This is a genomic window from Leclercia sp. UBA1284, from assembly GCF_002308415.1.
Taxonomy (GTDB): domain Bacteria; phylum Pseudomonadota; class Gammaproteobacteria; order Enterobacterales; family Enterobacteriaceae; genus Enterobacter; species Enterobacter pneumoniae.
The window spans coordinates 1866139-1886259 of the sequence record NZ_DBUS01000006.1 but is presented as its reverse complement, the minus strand read 5'-3'; the positions used below and the strand labels follow the sequence as shown (position 1 = coordinate 1886259).

Below are 20121 nucleotides of genomic sequence, written 5' to 3'. Positions count from 1 at the left end.
CGCGGTGTACTCAGGCGGTCATGCGAAAAGGTCTGAAAACTCGACTTTGCAAATTGCGACAGCATCGCCTGTGGCAACGCTTTGATGAGCGTGTCAGCGCGTTGATTAATTGCTAATGTACCCGTTTCAGTCTTGTGGAAACGGCTATGGAACTTGCCCAGTGGCAGCAACATTTTGAACAGTGGCTGGCGGAACATCACGCCAGCGATGATGCAGCACATGATATCTCCCATTTTCGCCGCGTCTGGCATACTGCCCAGCGGCTGATGGCTAACCAGCCGGTCGAGCCGCTGGTCATTCTTACCGCCTGTTATTTTCATGACATCGTGAGCCTTCCCAAAAACCACCCGCAGCGTAGCCGCTCGTCAGTATTAGCGGCCGAACGCACGCTGGACATTCTGCGCGACTATTTTGCAGATTTTCCCGGCACGCACTATCCGGCGGTTCAGCATGCGATCGAAGCGCACAGCTTTAGCGCAGCCATTACGCCCCGGACGCTGGAGGCGAAAATCGTTCAGGATGCTGACCGGCTAGAGGCATTAGGGGCGATCGGCCTGGCGCGGGTGTTTGCCGTTTCCGGTGCCCTGGGCGTGGCACTTTTTGATGCCGGGGACCCTTTCGCCGATCGCCGAGCGTTGAATGACCGGGCATACGCCCTGGACCATTTCCAGACAAAGCTGTTACGCCTGCCCGAAACCATGCAAACTGCCGCCGGACAAGCGCTGGCGCGCCATAATGCCGATTTTTTAATCCAGTTTATGGCCAAATTGAGTGCTGAGTTAGCTGGCGATTGCCTCGGGGTTGACGAGACGGTGCTACAGCGTTTCCGCGCAACGCTGTAAGGCGGTTATGTGGTACTCTCTTCAGCTCTCTCCCAGGCCTGGTTAAATGTATGCAGGAAAATTTATCAGTGACGAACTCCGCCTTTTTGCTGGCAGAAAAATCCACCGCGTCCGTTCAGACGCTGTTACGCCAGCTGCTGGACATTTATGATGCCAGAACCCTGGCAACGCTTCTGAATGGTCAGGGAGAGGGGCACTGGAGCCCGGCTATTGTTAAACGCCTGTTGATCAGCGACCGGGCAGGGCAGCGCCTGAGCGATCGCGAATTTACTTTTTTACACAGTCTGTTGCCTCGTCCGCCAGCTACGCAGAGCCGACCGGCCTTCCGCTTTATCGATCTGTTCGCCGGTATCGGCGGTATTCGCCACGGCTTTGAGGCCATTGGTGGGCAGTGCGTCTTTACCAGCGAATGGAACAAACATGCGGTACGCACCTATAAAGCCAACTGGTACTGCGATCCTGATGCGCACACCTTTAACGAGGATATTCGTGAGGTAACCCTGAGCCATCACGAAGGGGTTACGGACCAGGAGGCTGCGGACCATATTCGCAGCGTGATCCCCCAGCATGATGTGCTGCTGGCCGGCTTTCCATGCCAGCCCTTTTCCCTTGCCGGGGTATCAAAAAAGAACGCGCTCGGTCGGGCACACGGTTTTGCTTGCGATACTCAGGGCACGCTGTTTTTTGACGTGGCGCGCATTATTGACGCACGCCGGCCGGCCATCTTTGTGCTGGAGAACGTCAAAAATCTGAAAAGCCATGATGGCGGCAAGACCTTCCGCATCATTATGCAAACCCTTGATGAGCTGGGTTATGACGTCTCAGATGCCGATGAGAGCGGCCCGGACGATCCGAAAATTATCGATGGCAAACATTTCCTGCCGCAGCATCGTGAGCGCATCGTGCTGGTGGGGTTCCGGCGCGATCTCAACCTGCGTGGCGACTTTACCCTGCGTGACTTGCCCGCGCATTATCCGCAACATCGTCCGACCATTGCCGAGCTGCTGGAGCCGGTCGTCGATGCCAAATTCATTCTTACCCCGGTCCTGTGGAAGTACCTGTATCGCTATGCGAAAAAACATCAGGCGAAAGGGAATGGTTTTGGATTTGGCATGGTAGATCCCACCAACCCCCATAGTGTGGCGCGCACCCTCTCTGCGCGTTACTACAAAGACGGCGCCGAAATCCTGATTGACCGGGGCTGGGATAAAGCCCTGGGTGAGAAAGATTTTGACGATCCTGACAATCAGCGTCATCGTCCGCGTCGCCTTACGCCACGCGAATGCGCGCGCCTGATGGGGTTTGAAACGCCGCAGGGTTACCGCTTCCGGATCCCGGTTTCGGATACCCAGGCCTACCGGCAATTCGGAAATTCGGTGGTGGTGCCTGCCTTTGCCGCTGTGGCCAGGCTTTTAAAATCACGCATATTGCAGGCGGCACAACATCGCACTCATGAGGCCGTCAATGACGGATGTCCACAATAAGGCGACCCGCAGTAAAAACATGCGTGCCATTGGCACGCGTGATACCGCAATCGAAAAGCGGCTGGCCGGGCTTCTCACGCAGGCGGGATTTGCTTTCCGCGTGCAGGACAGTTCGCTACCCGGTCGACCCGATTTTGTGCTGGATGAGTGGCGCTGCGTAATCTTTACGCACGGCTGTTTCTGGCATCACCACAACTGCTATCTGTTTAAAGTCCCGGCAACGCGCACCGACTTCTGGCTGGAGAAAATTGGTAAGAACGTGACGCGTGACAGACGCGATTTAGGGTTGCTCGACCAGCAAGGCTGGCGGGTACTCGTGGTATGGGAATGTGCGCTGCGGGGCAAAATGAAGTTAACCGATGCCGCTCTTAACGCGCGGCTGGAAGAGTGGATCTGCGCAGAAGGGACAAACGCGCAGATCGACACTCAGGGCATTCGCCCGCTCAGGGTTTTTCCGCCGGACACGGCGCAACCACCGGCTTAGCGGGGATCAGGTATTTCCCCAACGTGACCAGTACCACGGCCATGAGGATAATGCCCAACGCTATCCACTCAACGGAGGAGAGCGTTTCGCCGCCAAGACCGGTCCCCAACAGCACTGCAACCACCGGGTTTACGTAGGCATAGCTGGTTGCCACGGCGGGTGAGACATTGCGGATCAGGAACATATAAGCATTAATCGCAATCACTGAGCCGAAGATAGCGAGATATCCCACCGCCAGGAAGCCCGACAGGTCGGGGAGGGCCGTCAGTTTCTCCCCGGAAAGCAGAGACGCGACAAGCAATACTATCCCCGCCGTCACCATCTCGATTGCACCGGCCATCATGCCGGACGGGAGTTCGACACGTGAGCCATAGACCGAGCCGAATGCCCAGCTCATGGAACCGATCAGAATCAGCAGCGCCCCCCAGGGATTACCGCTCAGGTTACCGCCGCTGTTCAGCAGAATAATGCCCGCCAGCCCGATGCCAATTCCCAGCCACTCCAGCTTGCGCGTTTTGATGCCAAACAGCCGGCTGAAACAGAGCGTAAAGAGCGGTACGGTCGCCACCACCACGGCGGCAATGCCCGACGGCACATTTTGGTGTTCCGCCACGGTGACAAATCCGTTGCCCACCGCCAGCAATAACACGCCAATCAAGGCTGCATTCAGCAGCTGACGGCGCGGCGGCAGTCTGTGTCCACGCAGAAATAAGAAGGCCAGTAACAAGAGACCCGCCGAGAGGAAGCGAACCCCGGCCATCAGCAGTGGCGGCCAGCTCTCTACGCCAATACGGATCACGAAATAGGTGGAACCCCAGATGATATAAAGCGCAAATAACGCGCCAATAAGCGGTAACAAGTGCCTGATACGCATACTCCCTCACGGCGAAATAAAAAGGTCGCGTATAGTTAACGTTAAAACTATCACGCTGGCGAGCGCTTTAATTGTGTAGGTGATGTGAATTATTTGTTGACGAGGCGTGGTGGTTTCAGGCTTGCCGGTTTTACTCCATACTATTTAGGTTTTTAACAATAAAAGAAGGATGTTCATTGTGGCGGGAAGTAGCTTATTAACTTTACTGGATGACATAGCCACCTTGCTGGATGATATCTCCGTGATGGGTAAACTGGCCGCGAAAAAGACGGCCGGGGTTCTGGGGGACGACCTCTCGTTAAATGCGCAGCAGGTCACCGGCGTGCGCGCCAATCGTGAACTGCCGGTAGTGTGGAGCGTGGCGAAGGGTTCCCTTCTCAATAAGGTGATTCTGGTACCGCTGGCACTGCTGATCAGTGCCTTTATTCCCTGGGCTATTACCCCTCTTCTGATGATTGGTGGCGCGTTTCTCTGCTTCGAAGGGGTAGAGAAAGTGCTGCATACCTTCGAGTCGCGTAAAGAGAAAGAGAGCCCGGCGGCGCGTCAGCAGCGTCTGGAAGCGCTGGCCGCCGCCGACCCTAAGGCCTTTGAGCGCGATAAAGTGAAAGGGGCGGTGCGCACCGATTTCATTCTCTCGGCCGAGATCGTGGCGATTACGCTGGGTATTGTTGCCGACGCGCCGCTGCTGAATCAGGTGCTGGTGCTCTCCGGTATCGCCGTACTGGTAACGATTGGCGTCTATGGTCTGGTTGGTATCATCGTTAAACTTGATGATATGGGCTACTGGCTGGCAGAGAGACGCGCAGCGCTGGCGCAGTGGCTCGGAAAAGCCCTGCTGTTCATTGCGCCCTGGCTGATGAAATCGCTCTCAGTCATCGGCACGCTGGCCATGTTTTTGGTTGGGGGCGGCATCGTTGTTCATGGCATCGCGCCGCTGCATCATGCCATTCTCCATTTTGCCGAGGCGCAGGGTAGCGTGATGGCGGCCATCCTGCCGACGTTATTAAACCTGGTGCTGGGCTTCATTATCGGGGCGGTTGTCGTTGCGCTGGTGAAGGGCATTGGCAAAATGCGAGGTAGCGCGCACTAAAAAAGAGCGCAGAAACGCCATTCCTCGACTAAATTGAAACAGTTTCGCACTGATAAAGGAGGCAGTTATGGTCTTTCTGGTCAGCGATGAAGTTAAGCCTAAAAGCGGCGGTCCGCGTATGGTCGTGACCGGCTATTCCAGCGGCATGGTGGAGTGTCGTTGGTATGATGGTTATGGCATCAAGCGGGAGGCATTTCGTGAAGACGAACTCCAGCATGGTGACGGCTACCGCAGCCAGGATCAGGCTTAGGTCACGCAACGCCCGGCTATGCCGGGCGTTTTCGTACGCTATAATCGCTGATAAGCGCGAAGTCTCGCGAAACCGCCGACAGCGCGTTGCCGTAAGATCGTTATCATGGAGAGTGTGTGCAGCATGAGAATAGGGTAAGAAAACCCCCGTTTTTCTTACGTCAGCGTCTACATCCTGGCCGGATTGTGACACTCTGTTTTGTTACCGTCCTGATCTTCTCCACACTCCTTACCTGGCGTGAAGTGGTGGTGCTGGAAGATGCCTACATCTCCAGCCAACGTAACCATCTGGAAACGGTGGCTAACTCGCTCGACAGGCAACTGGAATACAGCGTCGATAAACTCCTTTTCTTCCGTAATGGAATGTACGACGCGCTGCATACGCCGCTGATCTCAGGTTTGCTGCGTCAGAGCGTGGCGCGCTTTTCGGACATCAGCGCTCAGCCTTCATGGCAACTCACTTTCGATGAACATCGGACGCTGCCGCTTAACGGTGTTTCCGATGCGTTTGTGATGCAAACAGTCAGTCTGCGTCGCGATAAGATGCTTATTGCTGACGAGCTGAGGGCGGCTTTCGAGGTGGGGTATCTGATGCGAATCACCTCGCCGCTGGCAAAGCTTGCCAGGCGAATCATGTATGTCTCCCGCGCCGGGTTTTATGTCTCCAGTAATAATGCCGACTGGGGAGGTGCAATCCCGTCCCGTTACTATCATCTGGTGACCAGCCCCTGGTTTACGCAGCAATCGCAATCCAGTAACAGCAGCCGTGGCGTACGCTGGTTCACCCGCCCCGCGCAATCCTGGTCCGGCGATGAACAGACGGTTACCGTCAGTGTGCCTGTCGATCATCAGCAGTACTGGTATGGCGTTCTGGCGATCGATTTTACCGTGACGGCTGTCGGGCAGATGCTAGGCGAAGCGCTGGACGGTTACGAAGATGGTGAATACCAGCTTTACGATAATCAGTTAACTTTGCTCGTCTCATCCGGAAAGCAGGCAGAGAGAATCAGTCAGTTTGATGAACGGGAGCGGGCGCAGCTTGCCTTCGCGCTAGAGCACGACAACGTAGGGGGCGTGCGACTGGGGAGTCGTTACCTGAGCTGGCATCGCCTGAATCATTTCGATGGTGTACTGCTGCGCGTGCATCGGCTGGACGAAGGTTTGCAGGGAGATTTTGGCCGTATCTCGGTGGTACTGGCGCTTCTCTGGCTATTATTTACGACCATGCTGGTGGGATCATGGCTGGTAATTCGCCGTATGGTGAGCAATATGTACAGCCTGCAACACACCTTGCAGTGGCAGGCGTGGCATGATCCCCTGACCCGTCTGCATAACCGGGGCGCCCTCTTTGAGCAGGCGAAAACGCTGGCCGCCGGCTGTCAGAGACAGAATCAGCCCTTCTCGGTGATCCAGATGGATCTCGACCATTTCAAAAGTATTAACGACCGCTACGGGCATCAGGCCGGCGACAAAGTGCTGATCCATACCGCAGGGTTGATTGTCAGCACGCTCCGGGAGAGTGACGTGGCCGGCCGGGTAGGGGGCGAAGAGTTTTGCGTGGTATTACCCAATACTACGCTTGCGCAGGCATCTCAGGTGGCTGAACGGATCCGGGCGCGGGTTAACCGCCGGGAGATTCTGGTGCAAAAGAGTCAGACGGTACGTATTAGCATCTCGATTGGGGTGAGCTGCGCCGGAGAAAAAGGCAATTACGAATTTGAACAACTGCAATCCATTGCCGATGCCCGGCTCTATCAGGCGAAACAGCGCGGGCGTAACCGGGTGATCAGTCAGGACGAGAAGTAGTGATCCAGTCCTTCGCGCCAGCCCTCCGGCCCCTCCTGACGGGTGTGATAAACCCGCTCAGGGCTATCTTTTTGCAGAGGGACGCCAAGTCGGTTGATCCCTTTCACCACCACCGCGTAATCCACGCTGTCGAGAAGCGGAGCATCGTTCGGGCCATCGCCCAGGCCCAGCGTGACGGGGGCGACCCCTTCGCGCAAACGGTACTGTTCGGCCAGCCAGCGCAGGGCCTGATCTTTTCCACCACGGGCATCCAGGATGTGCCAGAAGCGGGCTCCCTGGACTAACTTTAATCCCACCGCGTGCAGCGCCTCGCTAAATGCCGCCATCCGCTCATCGCTGTCGCGCCAAATCAGAGTCACTGAGGCCTCATGCAGGCGCGCCAGCGTCGCTCTCTCCCGCGTTAAGCCGGTCCATTCACCCACGACTTTGACCTCAACGTCATCGAAACTGGTGAATTTGAATCCTTGCTGGTCGCGCAGTTGATTAATGACGCTGACGATCTCTTCGTGTGGAGCGCCGTTAATTAACCTTGGCGCGTCAGGGTGGTCATCCCAGCGTGTGTCCAGCTGTATCACCGCACCGTTTTCAGCAATAAACGGCAGGCCATCCAACCCCAGATCGCTCTGAATCGCCAGCATCTCAGCAGCGGTCTTACTGCTGCACAGAATGACCGGGATCTGATGTTCTTGCAGCTTCTCAAGCCAGTCGGCGGCAGGCGCCCAGCTGTAGGTGTGAATATCCAGCAAAGTGCCGTCGAGATCGGAGAAAATCAGCAAGGGATCCTGAAGTGAAGGCATAGCGTCTCCCGGGTAAATAGCTACGTTAGTAAGATTTATCTTAAAAAAATTCGCAATGCGTAAGACCGTAATTGGGATCGTTACCATCAAACCCAGAGGCCATGCGCCCTGACACTTATAACCAAAATGTAGGTTACTTAGACCATCTATTCAGATAGAGGATATTTCCTTGTCATGCAAATTATTTGCAGATAAGGTAATCCCCGACATCAGATTTCCTGGTGTAACGAATTTTCAAGTGCTTCTTGCATGAGCAAGTTTAATCCCGGTCACCCCATGACCGGGATTTTTTTCAGCTTTATCTGTTCACTTCCGTCACGCTAAAATCGTGAATATCCAGTTCGAACGCTTCAGCCAGTTCATGGTAAGTGTGGTAGTCCCGTCCATCCACCATCACCCGTGCCGGCTCGCCCTCAATGCGGCTAACCTCACTTTCGCTGATCTCGTTAATAGCGGCGAGCAGGGCATCGACGTCGATATTCACTTCTCGCTTGGCAGTGTCGCTGTACTCTTTGGCGGTCTTCATTTTATATACCTCGTTTAAGCATTCATCCGTAAGTATAGACTGCCGATAAAAGCGGCAATCGTGCATAGGGGCACTGCCAGTAGACGCAATTTGTTCTACACTGGCTCAAAACCAGAGGAGGATTGTATGAAGGTCAACGATCGGGTTACGGTAAAAACGGACGGTGGGCCGCGTCGCCCGGGTGTGGTGCTGGCGGTAGAACCCTTTAATGAAGGGACAATGTATCTGGTCTCGCTGGAGGATTACCCGCTCGGTATCTGGTTCTTCAATGAGATGGGACATCCCGACGGTATCTTTGTTGAACGCGATGAGTAAAGGCTGCGCGGGGGAGTGAGGCCGCCCCGGATAAGGGGAGAGATAAAAATCTCTGGCATAGCCAGAGATTGCACAGGGTTAACGCATATTGACGAAAATTCCGTTGGTCACGTTGTCGGTTAAACGTACCACATGATAGATCACTTGCTTATTATGCGTCTTAATCTTCCTTTTAATATTACCCTTATGTGACGATACCGTTTTAGCTTTGATATTCATTTGGTCAGATATCTGAATGGTTCCCTGACCCGCCATCCACATTCTTAACATACTTGATTCAGTACGGCTTAATGATAAAGTCGGTAAATTAATTGTTCCTACATTCTTAATCGCTCTATTCAAATAATCGCCAAGAAGTTCATCCAGAGATTCTGGCTTAATGGATTTCGAGCTTATAAGAAGATTCTGACGTACCAGCAAATATTCGTCGAAGTGAATATTGGCTATCGCCATAAAAACTATAAACATAGTTTTCGGATGCTGATTAATGATTTGCTTTATTTGCTGACTGTTAGCGGGATCGTGTATGAAACAGTCCTCATTAATAAACACCACACCTGGCTTCAATTCATCACAAGCGGCTTCAAGTTCGTCAACGGAGTGTACGTCGTTGATTTCTCTCTTTTTTACCCCTCTGCTAGCCAGGTACCCGGTTAACCCTAGCCGGGTGTAACTGCATAAATCCATAATGATCGTTGACATGGCATACCCTCACTCAATGCGTAACGATAATTCACCACCAGCCTGAGAGCTCAAAACAGCCATACGGGATGGAAATAACTAATAACCTGTGAGCATTACAAGGACTTTCAGGCGAACTCACTATCTCGTAAAGTTACGTATAATTTGCCAGGAATCTTCTCAAAGTAAAGTAAATGTTGAGGAATGTGAGGAGCATAAAAACAAATAAACCGCACCAGATATATCCTGGAAGATGTTTTTCTAAAAATATTTTAGGAATATCCTCAGAAAGACAATATAAAAATTACGGGTTAGTATTTGCTGGCATTTCGCTTACTATATCGGCTAAGAGATTGAATATTTCACTAAATAAGTGTTCGCAGAATGGCGCAATAAACGGCATTAACAGCGAAATAAGCAGTATGCCAATCGTCAGCGTCAGCGGAAAACCAATCACAAAGACTGACAGCTGTGGTGCCATACGGTTGAGTAAACCCAGCGCCAGGTTAAGGGTGAGCAGCAGCGTAATGATAGGCAGCGCCAGCATCAGACCGTTCAGGAAGATCATCCCGGCGGCGCGGGTAAGCGCCATAAAGGCGTTGCTGTTAACGGGGTTGCCGCCGATTGGCAGCGTATGGAAGGTATCTACCAGCATCGAGATGAGCCACAGATGCCCGTCAAAGGTGAGGAACAACAGCATCGCCAGCATATCGATAATGCGGGCCAGTACCGGCATATTCAGATGGCTACCGGGATCGAAGAAGGTAGCGAAGGAGAGCCCCATCTGCAGCCCGATAACTTCCCCTGCGGTACGCACCGCAGCGAAGGCAAACTGCATCGTAAAGCCGATGGCCACGCCAATCAGAATTTGTTGTAACGCCAGCCAGAGCGCCCCGGCAGAAAAAATGGGCACCTCTACGGGGGGCAACGACGGGGCGATGATAAGCGTAATCATAAACCCGAGGCCAATCTTCACCCGCTTTGGAATATAGCGTTCACTGAGAATAGGCGCCGTTGAGATCAGCGCCAGCACCCGCAGCAGCGGCCAGAAGTAGAGACTAAGCCAGTGGATCCACTGGTCGCTGGTAAAGTGCAGCATCGCCTGTGCTAGCCGATGATGTAAGGAATGTTGCTGAAGAGATTACGCATGTAATCGAGCAGCAGGTTTAGCATCCACGGACCCGCGATAATCATCGCCACGAAGACAGCGATGATTTTCGGGATGAAGGAGAGGGTCATTTCGTTAATCTGGGTAGCGGCCTGCAGGATACTGATTATCAGACCTGTTACCAGCGCCACCAGCAGCAGTGGGGCGGCAACGGCAAGCGCAATCTTCATCGCCTCCGTGCCCATCATCATTACCGATTCGGGTGTCATGGCCGCCCCTTAACTGTAGAAACTCTGTGCCAGCGAGCCCACCAGCAGCTGCCAGCCGTCCACCAGGACGAACAGCATTAGCTTGAAGGGCAGGGCAATGGTCGCCGGAGGCACCATCATCATACCCAGAGCCATCAGTACGCTGGCGATCACCAGGTCGATAATCAGGAACGGAATAAAAATGGTAAAGCCGATCTGGAAAGCCGTTTTCAGCTCACTGGTCACGTAGGCTGGCAACAGGATGCGCATAGGGACGGCTTCTGGTCCCTGTATTGGGCCGGCGTTAGCCAGACGCGCAAAGAGAGCCAGATCCGCTTCACGGGTCTGACGCAGCATAAACTCACGCAGTGGCTGGGCGCCTTTATCCAGCGCTTCCTGCATGGAGATTTTCTCTTCGCTGAAGGGCTGATACGCGTCGGTATAAATCTTGTCGATGACCGGCGACATAATGAAAAAGGTCAGGAAAAGCGCCAGCCCCAGCAGCACCTGGTTGGGTGGTGCCGACGGGGTGCCGAGGGCGTTACGCAGTAAACCAAAAACGATGATGATGCGCGTGAAGCTGGTCATCATCAGCAAAATAGCCGGAATAAAGGTCAGCGAGGTGATGAAAACCAGCGTCTGTACCGGTAGCGACCAGCTCTGGCCGCCGCCTGCCATCGGGGTGGAGATCAGACCGGGCAACTGGGCATATACGGAAGGAGCAAACAGCGCAAGGCCTGCAAGCGTAAGGGATAACAAACGGCGCATCAGGATCTCCCGGAACGCTTAAGCAAACTCTTCATAACGGACTGGAAATCCGCCGGAACTTCTGCGGCTGCGTCGGTGGAAACGGGCGCAGGCGGCAATTTGTGCAGAACCTGGATGTTTGACGCCGTAACGCCCAGCACCAGCCGGGCATCTTCAACCTCAACAATCACCACGCGTTCGCGCGGACCCAGCGAGGTACTGGCGCTGAGCTTCAGGCCACGTGCACCGGCGTTTTTACCGGCCAGACCCACGCGTTTTGCCAGCCAGGCCACCACGAGGATAAACGCGATAATCCCCAGCAGCGCGCCGCTCACCTGCAACAGCGGCGAGCCTGGAACTGCAGAGGGCTGTGATACGGTGGCCTGGGTCGTCATCTTAACGGCTCAAACGACGCATACGTTCAGACGGGGTAATGATGTCGGTGATACGCACGCCATATTTATCGGCAACCACCACCACTTCACCCTGGGCTATCAGGTAACCGTTGATCAGAATATCCAGCGGCTCACCGGCAAGGCCTTCCAGCGCCACGACGGAACCCTGCGTCAGACGCAGCAGCTCTTTGATGGTCATGCGGGTACGGCCCAGCTCAACGGTCAGCTTGACCGGGATATCCATAATCAGATCGATATCCTGCAGGGTGCCGCTAACATCGCCGCCGCCCAGTTGCTGGAATACCGCATCCGCCGCGCTTTTGCTGGCCGGTGCTTTTTGTTCGCTTAACGCCTCAGCCCACAGATCGTCCATATCTCCGCTGTTTTCATCGGACGGATTGTTCATATCACTCATTTGGGCTGTTCCTCATTCAGCGAATTCAAAATCGGGTTGATCAAGTGCTCTACTCGTAACGCGTATTGACCGTTGATTGTGCCGTACTGGCTGGTCAGGACGGGTACGCCATCCACATGGGCAATGATGCGATCGGGCTTTTCTATCGGCAGAACATCGCCGGGTTGTAATTTCAGAATCTGGGATAACCGCATTGAGATATCAGCAAAATTCGCCACCAGCTCCAGCTGTGAGTGCTGCACCTGACGCACCAGGTTCTCACGCCAGTTCTGGTCTTCATGACGAGAGTTTTCCAGCGGCGGGTTGACCAGCACTTCGCGCAACGGCTCAATCATGCTAAACGGCAGACAGATATTGAACTCGCCGGTCAGGTTGCCGATCTCCACATGGAACGGGGTATTCACGACGATATCGTTAGGCGAGGTGGTGATGTTGGTGAATTTCACCTGCATCTCCGAACGCACATACTCCACTTCCAGCGGGTGAATCGCCTTCCAGGCATCGCTGTAGCCTTCAAGCGCCAGCTTCAGCATGCGGTTAATGACCCGCTGCTCCGTATGGGTGAACTCACGACCTTCGACCTTCGTCGGAAAACGCCCATCACCGCCGAAGAGGTTATCGACCGCAATAAACACCAGGCTCGGCGAGAAGACCACCAGACCTGTACCGCGCAGCGGTTTCAGATGAATCAGGTTGAGGTTGGTCGGCACCGGCAGGTTACGGGCAAACTCGTGATACGGCTGAATGCGGATCGCGCCAACGGTGATATCCGGGCTACGACGCAGCAGGTTAAAGAGCCCCATACGGAACTGACGTGCAAAACGTTCGTTAATAATCTCCAGCGCCTGCAGACGTTCACGTACTACGCGACGCTGAGTATTCGGGTCATAGGGGCGAATATCGCTCTCACCCGCTATCCCTGGCGTTGGATCATCGCTCTTATCGCTGTCGCCATTGAGCAGCGCATCGATTTCAGCCTGAGAAAGAATACTATCGCCCATGTCTTTACCGCAGAATGAAGGCTGTATACAGAACGTCAGTGACTTCCTGCTTAGGTTGGCCAGATACCAGCGGTACGGCCAGCGTTTGCTTAATAGCGTCTACCAGTTTTTGCTTACCTTCATCGGTCGCGAGCTGTGATGCGTCCTGACGAGAGAACAGCAACAGCAGACGGCTACGCACTTCTGGCAAATATTCGCTCAGACGTGTGCGGGTCGCTTCGTCTTTCAGACGCAGCGTGATACCGACATAGAGGACGCGATCTGCCTCTCCCAGATTGACGGTAAAGGTATCCAGCGCAAAGAAGACCGGCGCAGGTGGCGGCGGAATCTCTTCTTTTACTTTTTCTGTCGGTGCCTTGTTCATGCGCCAGTAGCTATAACCGGCGGTCGCGCAGGCGGCGAGGGTAATCAACACCAGCAGCGGGATCCAGATGGAACGCTTACTTTTTTTGCTGATAGCGGAGTCAGTCATCTGATACGAGCTTCCTGTTTCGGGTACTGCTAATAAAGTGATTATCCCGTGTCCTTACCGCGTCAAAGCGTGGAAAAGACGAGGATAATCACGCTACCTCTGGCGTTTAGGCGAAGATGTCTACCGCACCATTACCGCGGGCGGCAGACTGCAAGGCGGCCGGGGTTGGCAGAATCTCATCGCTCTCTTCATTAAAACCACCCTGATGACCAGAGCGGGAAGCCTGTCCCTGCTGCTGCGACGAGGCATTTTGCTGTCCTGCAAAGCTCTCGCTGCTCACGCTGCTTTGGGTAAGCTGAATACCGCTTTCAGCCAGGTTGGTACGCAGAACCGGAATGGCGGCTTCCAGTGCGGCCCGCACGTGACTGTGCGCTGACACCATTTGCAACTGCGCCTGGTTATCATCCAGTTTAAGTGAAATCTGCACCTGACCCAGATTTTCGGGGTGCAGACGCAGCTCGGCGCTCTGCAGGCCCTCTTTGGTAAACAGGGTGATGTGCTGGCTGACGCTCTGGCGCCAGTCATGGCTGCCCAGCGGTGCGCTGACCACCGGCGCGGCAACCAGGGTTGGCTGTGCGGCATTGGCGGTATTCAGTACGGGGGCGATGCTGGCGGTTGGCGTGCCAGATACCGTCGGAGAAGGGGTGCTATCCACCTCGTGCTTCGTAGCGACCGCCGCTACGGCTGGGGAGAGCTGATTATTGCCCGGAAGCGCTACGGTCGGATCCTGAGCAACCTGTTTACCTGTGCGCTGGGCGTCGGTCTCCAGCGCAGGTTGACGTCCGGCGCTCGCTCCCGTCAGCGGAACCTGAACAGCAATGGCGTCGCTGCTCATCGCTTTCGGCGCGGCGATGGTGCTGGCCTGCTGCTGATGCGGCAGCATCGCCATCAGGGCGCTCAGGCCCGCCAGCTCGTCATCGCTCAGCTCGCTTTTGCTATCGGCCTCTTTAACCGCCTGCGTCAGCGTCTTCAGCACGTCGGTTTTACCCGCCGGCATTAAGCCAGAGACCAGCCCCTGCAGCGTGCCCTGCTGAACGCTATCGTCAGTGAATTTAATCTCTTTACTTGCCAGCAGATCGCTCAGGGCGCTGGCATCCAGGCTTTCGTCGCCTTTTAACAGCGCTGCTTTCGACAGTTTGTCGCCTGCCGCCTGCAGATCGCTAAGCGTCAGCGGCGTCTCTTTGCCCTGCGCTTTCGCATCGGTTAATGCACCCGCCAGCAGAGCAAGAAAATCTTGCCCGCCGTCGGCGGCTTTACCGCCCAGCGCACCGCCGGTAAGGTCGGTATCGCTTGAGAGCAGTTGTTGCAGTGTGATCATTCAGGTTTCCTCATTGAAGCGCGCTGGGCAAACTCATCCATTTTTTTCTGATCAAGGCGGTTTTCGGCCAGAGTCGCGGCGGCCACTTGTCTCTCCTGCAGGGTTTGCCAGGCCTGTAACCGCTGTTTTTTCTCTCGCCAGAAATTGAGCGCCGTATCGACTTTCTGGTTCCACTGGTCAAGCTGCTGGCGATGCTGATCGATCGCCTTTTCCAGCGTCTGGATAAACTGCTGATAGTTGATCCACCGCTGGCTGCCGATGCCCTGTGTCATATCGTTGTTGAGGTTGGAGCGATACTCATGCTGATAGTCGATCAACATTTTTAGCTGCTCCTCAGCCTGCTGATAGCCGCGACGCATAGCGCCGAGTTGTTGTGCGGCGTTATCAACTTCTTTTTCGGCCAGATCTTTCAGCGTCGTTAATGCGCTATTTTGTGCCATGACCTTCGCCCTCTACCTCTGTTACACCTGCGGGAAAATATGCTCCAGAGCCTGAATCGAATCTTCCCAGTCAGCTTTTTCAAAAATACCTTGTTGCAGATAGGCCTCCAGCTGTGGCCAGAGCGCAATCGCCTTGTCGAGCATCGGGTCGCTGCCTTTGGCATAGGCGCCGACGCTGACCAGATCGCGGTTACGCTGGAAGCTGGAGAGCAACTGTTTGAAGTTACGCACGCGGGCGTAATGCTTCTCGCTAATCAGCGCGGTCATCGCACGGCTGATTGACGCTTCGATATCAATGGCCGGATAGTGACCCGCCTCGGCCAGGCGGCGCGACAGCACGATGTGCCCATCAAGGATGGCGCGCGCGGAGTCGGCAATAGGGTCCTGCTGGTCATCACCCTCGGTGAGGACCGTATAAAACGCGGTGATGGAGCCCCCACCGGTGATGCCGTTACCGGCACGCTCTACCAGCGCCGGGAGTTTGGCAAACACCGACGGCGGATAGCCTTTAGTGGCCGGCGGCTCGCCAATCGCCAGGGCGATTTCACGTTGCGCCATGGCGTAGCGGGTGAGGGAGTCCATGATCAGCAGTACGTGCTGACCGCGGTCACGAAAATCTTCGGCGATACGGGTGGCATAGGCGGCACCCTGCATGCGTAGCAGGGGAGACACATCGGCCGGGGCGGCAATCACCACCGAGCGGGCGCGCCCCTCTGCACCGAGAATGTTCTCGATAAAATCTTTGACTTCGCGGCCACGCTCGCCGATTAACCCCACCACGATCACATCGGCCTGGGTGTAGCGGGCCATCATGCCCAGCAGCACCGATTTACCGACACCCGAGCCCGCAAAGAGCCCCATACGTTGACCACGGCCGACGGTCAGCAAGGCGTTGATTGGACGCACGCCGGTGTCCAGCACATGCTCGATCGCCGTACGTTGTAATGGGTTGAAGGGGGCGGTGATCAGGGCCCCGGTTTCGGTGGTATCTGGAGCAGGCAGGCCGTCGAGCGGTTTACCTGCGCCATCCAGTACGCGACCGAGCAGCGCCGGACCGAGCGGCAGCTGTTTGCCACTCTGCAGACCGTCACCGGTTAAACTTTTGGCGTAAACGCGGGCGCCGGGGAGAACGCCTTCGACTTCTTCCAGCGGCATCAGGAATAGCCGCTGGCCGTTAAAACCGACCACTTCGCTTTCAACTTCGCGGATATCGGCGCCGTCCTGACGTTCAATAATACAGGTGGCGCCCAGCGGCAATTGCAGGCCGGTCGCTTCCAGCACCAGGCCGGTAGCGCGGGTCAGACGACCGTAACGACGAACCGAAGGCAGCTGCGCCATTTTCGTTTCGAAATTATCCAGCGTGGTGAGCCAGCGGGTGAGGCGCGCGGTCATCAGACGACTCCCGGCGCTGCCAGACGGCACAGCTCCTGCCAGCGGGTAGCGACGCTGGCATCAAGATCGCCTTCATCCGCAGAGACTTTACAGCCCCCGTGATGCAGCGTCGGGTCGCCACGCAGACGCCAGCCGTGCAGGCTAAGCGTGGCACCCAGCATCTCTTCCACTCGCTGCAGATCGTCCGGATGGACGCGCAGCTGCGGCTTACCGCTAAACAGCGGCTCCTGCTGGAGCAGACCCTGGATCTGTTTTATCAACGACGAGTTGTCTACCGGCGGCGTGTGGCCGATAACCTGACGCGCGGCTTCCAGCGCCATCTGCATCAGGCGTGAGGCAATGACGCTGTCCAGCGCATCCAGCGTATGCTGGAATTCGCTCACCAGCTGCTGCATACGGGCGTGAAGAGGCGCTTGCTGTTGACGCGCCTGCGCCAGACCCTGCTCCAGCCCCTGAGCCAGACCCTCCTGGTAACCCTTGTCGTGCCCTTGCTGGCGGCCTTCGTTCATGCCCGCGGTATAACCCTGCTCGTGGGCCTGCATCTGGATCTGCGCTAACTGCTGCGCCTTAAGCTCTTCTTCGCTAAGCTCGGGCACGTCGGTCTCTTCGCCGTCGGGCGTCTCTGTCGCCGTTACGGCAGGCACAAACTCCGCGAGGGGAGGGGCGAGGTCATCCGGTGTCCAGACCTTCCACGGCAGTTCGTTAGACATAGGTATCCTCGCCGCTGCCAATTACCATCTCGCCGGTTTCGGCCAGACGACGAACAATAAGCAGGATCGCTTTCTGCTCGTTCTCCACCTGAGACAGACGAACCGGACCACGGTTGGCCAGATCGTCGCGCAGGATATCGGCTGCACGCTGGGACATATTGCGCAGGAATTTCTCGCGCAGCGGCTGTTCGGCCCCTTTGAGGGCGATAAGCAGCGACTCGGAGTCCACTTCCTGCAGCAGGCGCTGAATACTGCGATCGTCCACTTCGACCAGGTTTTCGAACAGGAACATCTCGTCGATAATCTTTTGTGCCAGCTCGCCATCGAACTCGCGCACCGCCGAAATAACGGCCTCTTCCTGCTGCGTTTTCATCAGGTTGATAATTTCGGCTGCGGTTCTCACGCCGCCCATTTTGCTGCGCTTGAGGTTCTGGCCATCGAGCAGGCCGTTCAACACTTCGGTCAGCTCTGCCAGCGCGGCAGGCTGTACGCCGCCGAAGGTGGCGATACGCAGCATGACATCGTGACGCAGACGTTCGTCGAACAGCGCCAGAATATCTGCCGCCTGGCCACGCTTGAGGTGAACCAGGATGGTGGCGATGATCTGCGGATGCTCGTCGCGAATAAGGTCGGCGGCGCTCTGCGGCTCCATAAAGTTAAGCGTTTCGATACCGCTGGCGGTGTCGCGGGTTTCGAGAATGTCTTCCAGCAGGCTGGCGGCACGCTCTTCGCCGAGTGCCTTGACCAGCACTGAACGCAAGTATTCGTTGGCATTGACGTTCAACGCTGCAAACTGTTCTGCTTCCTGCTCAAACTCGGCCAGCACGTCGGTCAGCTGCTTGTTCGAGATCTGGCGTACATTCGCCATCGCTGAACTGAGGATCTGAACTTCGCGCTGGGAGAGGTGTTTAAACACCTCTGCCGCACGATCCTCGCCAATGGTCATCAGCAGGATGACACTTTTATCCGTTCCGGAAATGTTACTCATGTTCTTCGTTACTCATCCACTGGCGAATGACCAGCGCCACGACGCGCGGATCGTTGTCTGACATTTCGCGAATACGCTGGCTCATGACCTCGGCGCTCAGGCGCTGATTAGCACGACGCTGCTGTTGCTGCTCGTCTTTGCTGAGGCGGACTTCCACCGCTTCTTCGGTCTCTTCACGCTGCGTGAGCATCTCTTGCTGTGCCTTGATAACCTCTGCACGGCGATTGAGCTGTGGGCGAATGGCTTTACGCCACAGCAGCCACGCGACAAGCAGAACCAGCAGCCAGCGACCGGCAGACATCAGCTGATCAATAAACGTCTGCTGTTGCCAGAACGGCAGTTCACCGCCTGTTTCGTCCGTTGCGCTGAACGGTGAGTTGACCACGTTGAGCGTATCGCCACGTTTCTCGGAGTAGCCCATCGCCTCGCGGGTCAGATTTTCAATCTGTTTCATCTGCTCTGCGGTGAGCGGCAGGGGTTTGCCATCTGGCAGGGTTTTGTAGTTCACCACCACGGCGACGGAGAGACGCTCGATGTCGCCCACATTCTGTTTGGTGTGGCGAATCGTACGGTCAACTTCGTAGTTGGTGGTTTCATTACGGCTGCTGTTGCGTGGGCCGGAATTCGCCGCCGTTGACGTCGTCTGTTGCTGATTATTCTGCTGACCCTGCTGGTTCTGAGCCGGCGTAGTGATCGGTGCAGTGTTGGCCGGTGCAGGCTGGTTAGAGAGCGCACCCGGCACGCCGCCCGCATTCGGGCCGCCAATCTGCTCACTCTCGTTAACCTGACGTGAACGCATTACCGCCTGCGACGCTTCACCGTTCGGACGATACTGCTCTTCAGTCTGCTCTTTATTAGCAAAGTCGATCTGCGCGGTGACCTGCGCATGGACATTGCTGTTACCGACAATAGGGCCGAGGATAGATTCGATGCGGCGCTGAACGCGGCTTTCAACATCATTGGCGTATTTCAGCTGGGCATCATTCAAATCGCGACCGCTGGTATTGGACTGGGTCAGCAGGTGCCCGCTCTGGTCTACCAGGGTCACGTTGCCCGGCGGTAAACCGGCGACAGCGCTGGAAACCAGGTGCACAACCGCGTTGATCTGGCCTTCATCCAGCGCACGGCCAGGCTCCAGGTTTACGGTAACGGAGGCGGAAGGGGCTTTTTGCTCGCGGACAAACAGCGACGGCTTCGGCATGGCCAGGTGAACGCGGGCGCTTTTCAGCGGCCCCAGTGTTTCGATGGTGCGGGCCAGTTCACCTTCCAGCGCACGCTGGTAGTTGACCTGCTCGCTGAACTGACTGATGCCAAACTTTTCCTGATCCAGTAACTCAAAGCCCACGGCGCCGCCTTTCGGCAGACCTTGCTGAGCCAGACGCAGGCGCAATTCATGAACTTTGTCTGCCGGAACTTCCAGCGCACCGCCATTATCAGCGAAGCGGTAAGGGATGTTCATTTGGGTCAACTGGGTGACGATGGCACCGCCATCCTGATCGGAGAGGTTGCTATAAAGGGTGCGATAGTCAGGGGCTTTGGCCCACAGGACCATGGCGACAATGATAGCAATAGCAGCAGCACCGGCGACAATCAGCGGTACTTTTGGGTTCGCGCGCAGGCGACTCATCCACTCGAGAGGTTTAGTTTGAGGTGCTGTTGTTGCTGTTGCACTCATAGCGCACCTCGTGACTCTTCGTGGATTACATTATTCGTGTAGAGAAACAAAACAGACTCCCGGG

General features: G+C 55.8%; 24 protein-coding genes. 7 read left to right on the top strand and 17 right to left on the bottom strand.

Annotated features, from left to right (window positions below; translation table 11 throughout):
• Positions 1–146 precede the first annotated feature (146 nt).
• From B3511_RS12350 to B3511_RS12340, 3 genes are read left to right on the top strand one after another with little or no spacing between them, the layout of a single operon-like run.
• Positions 147–842 (top strand): phosphohydrolase, encoded by a 696-nt coding sequence (locus tag B3511_RS12350; RefSeq protein ID WP_286782570.1) that lies wholly within the window; start codon positions 147–149, stop codon positions 840–842.
• A 50-nt stretch (positions 843–892) separates the two neighbouring features.
• Positions 893–2326 carry a DNA cytosine methyltransferase gene (locus tag B3511_RS12345; protein WP_172657807.1) on the top strand — a complete coding sequence of 478 codons (1434 nt, stop codon included), beginning with the start codon at positions 893–895 and terminating at the stop codon, positions 2324–2326.
• Positions 2307–2810 (top strand): very short patch repair endonuclease, encoded by a 504-nt coding sequence (locus B3511_RS12340; RefSeq protein ID WP_286782568.1) that lies wholly within the window; start codon positions 2307–2309, stop codon positions 2808–2810. The genes B3511_RS12345 and B3511_RS12340 overlap by 20 nt, the downstream gene beginning before the upstream one ends.
• Here the strand turns inward: B3511_RS12340 and yedA are convergent.
• The gene (gene yedA, locus B3511_RS12335) at positions 2770–3684 is read right to left on the bottom strand and encodes a drug/metabolite exporter YedA (RefSeq protein ID WP_233802756.1); all 915 of its coding nucleotides are present in this window, start codon (positions 3682–3684) and stop codon (positions 2770–2772) included. The two genes, B3511_RS12340 and yedA, sit on opposite strands and share 41 nt — an antisense overlap.
• Before the next feature lie 178 nt (positions 3685–3862).
• Between yedA and B3511_RS12330 the strand changes: the two genes are divergently transcribed.
• From B3511_RS12330 to dgcQ, 3 genes are all read left to right on the top strand, one after another.
• Complete coding sequence (locus tag B3511_RS12330) at positions 3863–4774, top strand: DUF808 domain-containing protein (RefSeq protein WP_286782565.1); 912 nt, start codon at positions 3863–3865, stop codon at positions 4772–4774.
• Positions 4775–4841: 67 nt separating this feature from the next.
• Positions 4842–5024: a YodC family protein gene (locus B3511_RS12325; protein ID WP_040074953.1), complete on the top strand. Its 183-nt coding sequence runs from the start codon at positions 4842–4844 to the stop codon at positions 5022–5024.
• A 116-nt stretch (positions 5025–5140) separates the two neighbouring features.
• Positions 5141–6829 carry a cellulose biosynthesis regulator diguanylate cyclase DgcQ gene (gene dgcQ / locus B3511_RS12320; RefSeq protein ID WP_286782563.1) on the top strand — a complete coding sequence of 563 codons (1689 nt, stop codon included), beginning with the start codon at positions 5141–5143 and terminating at the stop codon, positions 6827–6829.
• On the opposite strand, the gene B3511_RS12315 is transcribed toward dgcQ, so the two are convergent.
• Both B3511_RS12315 and yodD read right to left on the bottom strand, forming a co-directional pair.
• Positions 6814–7626 carry a mannosyl-3-phosphoglycerate phosphatase-related protein gene (locus B3511_RS12315; protein WP_286782561.1) on the bottom strand — a complete coding sequence of 271 codons (813 nt, stop codon included), beginning with the start codon at positions 7624–7626 and terminating at the stop codon, positions 6814–6816. The genes dgcQ and B3511_RS12315 overlap by 16 nt on opposite strands.
• Before the next feature lie 298 nt (positions 7627–7924).
• Positions 7925–8152 carry a YodD family peroxide/acid resistance protein gene (yodD, locus tag B3511_RS12310; RefSeq protein WP_040074957.1) on the bottom strand — a complete coding sequence of 76 codons (228 nt, stop codon included), beginning with the start codon at positions 8150–8152 and terminating at the stop codon, positions 7925–7927.
• A gap of 126 nt (positions 8153–8278) precedes the next feature.
• Here yodD and dsrB point away from each other — a divergent pair, with 126 nt between their 5' ends.
• Complete coding sequence (dsrB, locus tag B3511_RS12305) at positions 8279–8467, top strand: protein DsrB (protein WP_046884847.1); 189 nt, start codon at positions 8279–8281, stop codon at positions 8465–8467.
• A 78-nt stretch (positions 8468–8545) separates the two neighbouring features.
• On the opposite strand, the gene rcsA is transcribed toward dsrB, so the two are convergent.
• From rcsA to fliF, 14 genes are all read right to left on the bottom strand, one after another.
• The gene (rcsA, locus tag B3511_RS12300; RefSeq protein ID WP_046884848.1) at positions 8546–9169 is read right to left on the bottom strand and encodes a transcriptional regulator RcsA; all 624 of its coding nucleotides are present in this window, start codon (positions 9167–9169) and stop codon (positions 8546–8548) included.
• A 283-nt stretch (positions 9170–9452) separates the two neighbouring features.
• On the bottom strand, positions 9453–10247 hold the full coding sequence (gene fliR, locus B3511_RS12295) for a flagellar biosynthetic protein FliR (protein ID WP_286782559.1): 795 nt from the start codon (positions 10245–10247) through the stop codon (positions 9453–9455).
• 8 nt (positions 10248–10255) lie between these two features.
• Positions 10256–10525: a flagellar biosynthesis protein FliQ gene (gene fliQ, locus B3511_RS12290; RefSeq protein WP_040074962.1), complete on the bottom strand. Its 270-nt coding sequence runs from the start codon at positions 10523–10525 to the stop codon at positions 10256–10258.
• 9 nt (positions 10526–10534) lie between these two features.
• A complete protein-coding gene (gene fliP / locus B3511_RS12285; protein ID WP_040074963.1) occupies positions 10535–11272 on the bottom strand; it encodes a flagellar type III secretion system pore protein FliP in 738 nt (245 codons plus the stop codon).
• Entirely contained in the window at positions 11272–11646 is a 375-nt protein-coding gene (gene fliO / locus B3511_RS12280; RefSeq protein WP_040074964.1) for a flagellar biosynthetic protein FliO, read from the bottom strand. Before fliO ends, fliP begins: the two co-directional genes overlap by 1 nt.
• A 1-nt stretch (position 11647) precedes the next feature.
• Positions 11648–12061, bottom strand: a complete 414-nt coding sequence (fliN, locus tag B3511_RS12275) for a flagellar motor switch protein FliN (protein WP_040074965.1) — start codon at positions 12059–12061, stop codon at positions 11648–11650.
• A complete protein-coding gene (gene fliM / locus B3511_RS12270; RefSeq protein ID WP_040074966.1) occupies positions 12058–13062 on the bottom strand; it encodes a flagellar motor switch protein FliM in 1005 nt (334 codons plus the stop codon). The genes fliN and fliM overlap by 4 nt, the downstream gene beginning before the upstream one ends.
• Positions 13063–13066: 4 nt before the next feature.
• Entirely contained in the window at positions 13067–13534 is a 468-nt protein-coding gene (gene fliL / locus B3511_RS12265) for a flagellar basal body-associated protein FliL (protein ID WP_286782555.1), read from the bottom strand.
• A 106-nt stretch (positions 13535–13640) separates the two neighbouring features.
• Positions 13641–14852: a flagellar hook length control protein FliK gene (gene fliK, locus B3511_RS12260; protein ID WP_286782553.1), complete on the bottom strand. Its 1212-nt coding sequence runs from the start codon at positions 14850–14852 to the stop codon at positions 13641–13643.
• The gene (gene fliJ / locus B3511_RS12255) at positions 14849–15292 is read right to left on the bottom strand and encodes a flagellar export protein FliJ (protein WP_040074969.1); all 444 of its coding nucleotides are present in this window, start codon (positions 15290–15292) and stop codon (positions 14849–14851) included. The genes fliK and fliJ overlap by 4 nt, the downstream gene beginning before the upstream one ends.
• Before the next feature lie 21 nt (positions 15293–15313).
• Entirely contained in the window at positions 15314–16684 is a 1371-nt protein-coding gene (fliI, locus tag B3511_RS12250; protein WP_046884850.1) for a flagellar protein export ATPase FliI, read from the bottom strand.
• Positions 16684–17394 carry a flagellar assembly protein FliH gene (fliH, locus tag B3511_RS12245; RefSeq protein ID WP_046884851.1) on the bottom strand — a complete coding sequence of 237 codons (711 nt, stop codon included), beginning with the start codon at positions 17392–17394 and terminating at the stop codon, positions 16684–16686. The genes fliI and fliH overlap by 1 nt, the downstream gene beginning before the upstream one ends.
• Positions 17387–18382: a flagellar motor switch protein FliG gene (fliG, locus tag B3511_RS12240; RefSeq protein ID WP_286782550.1), complete on the bottom strand. Its 996-nt coding sequence runs from the start codon at positions 18380–18382 to the stop codon at positions 17387–17389. The genes fliH and fliG overlap by 8 nt, the downstream gene beginning before the upstream one ends.
• Positions 18375–20057: a flagellar basal-body MS-ring/collar protein FliF gene (gene fliF, locus B3511_RS12235; protein ID WP_046884852.1), complete on the bottom strand. Its 1683-nt coding sequence runs from the start codon at positions 20055–20057 to the stop codon at positions 18375–18377. The genes fliG and fliF overlap by 8 nt, the downstream gene beginning before the upstream one ends.
• Positions 20058–20121: the final 64 nt, after the last annotated feature.

Coding starts and splice junctions, on each gene's coding strand:
- B3511_RS12350 (WP_286782570.1), top strand. CDS start 147: ATGGAACTTGCCCAGTGGCAGCAACATTTTGAACAGTGGCTGGCGGAA.
- B3511_RS12345 (WP_172657807.1), top strand. CDS start 893: ATGCAGGAAAATTTATCAGTGACGAACTCCGCCTTTTTGCTGGCAGAA.
- B3511_RS12340 (WP_286782568.1), top strand. CDS start 2,307: ATGACGGATGTCCACAATAAGGCGACCCGCAGTAAAAACATGCGTGCC.
- yedA (WP_233802756.1), bottom strand. CDS start 3,684: ATGCGTATCAGGCACTTGTTACCGCTTATTGGCGCGTTATTTGCGCTT.
- B3511_RS12325 (WP_040074953.1), top strand. CDS start 4,842: ATGGTCTTTCTGGTCAGCGATGAAGTTAAGCCTAAAAGCGGCGGTCCG.
- B3511_RS12315 (WP_286782561.1), bottom strand. CDS start 7,626: ATGCCTTCACTTCAGGATCCCTTGCTGATTTTCTCCGATCTCGACGGC.
- yodD (WP_040074957.1), bottom strand. CDS start 8,152: ATGAAGACCGCCAAAGAGTACAGCGACACTGCCAAGCGAGAAGTGAAT.
- dsrB (WP_046884847.1), top strand. CDS start 8,279: ATGAAGGTCAACGATCGGGTTACGGTAAAAACGGACGGTGGGCCGCGT.
- rcsA (WP_046884848.1), bottom strand. CDS start 9,169: ATGTCAACGATCATTATGGATTTATGCAGTTACACCCGGCTAGGGTTA.
- fliR (WP_286782559.1), bottom strand. CDS start 10,247: ATGCTGCACTTTACCAGCGACCAGTGGATCCACTGGCTTAGTCTCTAC.
- fliQ (WP_040074962.1), bottom strand. CDS start 10,525: ATGACACCCGAATCGGTAATGATGATGGGCACGGAGGCGATGAAGATT.
- fliP (WP_040074963.1), bottom strand. CDS start 11,272: ATGCGCCGTTTGTTATCCCTTACGCTTGCAGGCCTTGCGCTGTTTGCT.
- fliO (WP_040074964.1), bottom strand. CDS start 11,646: ATGACGACCCAGGCCACCGTATCACAGCCCTCTGCAGTTCCAGGCTCG.
- fliN (WP_040074965.1), bottom strand. CDS start 12,061: ATGAGTGATATGAACAATCCGTCCGATGAAAACAGCGGAGATATGGAC.
- fliM (WP_040074966.1), bottom strand. CDS start 13,062: ATGGGCGATAGTATTCTTTCTCAGGCTGAAATCGATGCGCTGCTCAAT.
- fliL (WP_286782555.1), bottom strand. CDS start 13,534: ATGACTGACTCCGCTATCAGCAAAAAAAGTAAGCGTTCCATCTGGATC.
- fliK (WP_286782553.1), bottom strand. CDS start 14,852: ATGATCACACTGCAACAACTGCTCTCAAGCGATACCGACCTTACCGGC.
- fliJ (WP_040074969.1), bottom strand. CDS start 15,292: ATGGCACAAAATAGCGCATTAACGACGCTGAAAGATCTGGCCGAAAAA.
- fliI (WP_046884850.1), bottom strand. CDS start 16,684: ATGACCGCGCGCCTCACCCGCTGGCTCACCACGCTGGATAATTTCGAA.
- fliH (WP_046884851.1), bottom strand. CDS start 17,394: ATGTCTAACGAACTGCCGTGGAAGGTCTGGACACCGGATGACCTCGCC.
- fliG (WP_286782550.1), bottom strand. CDS start 18,382: ATGAGTAACATTTCCGGAACGGATAAAAGTGTCATCCTGCTGATGACC.
- fliF (WP_046884852.1), bottom strand. CDS start 20,057: ATGAGTGCAACAGCAACAACAGCACCTCAAACTAAACCTCTCGAGTGG.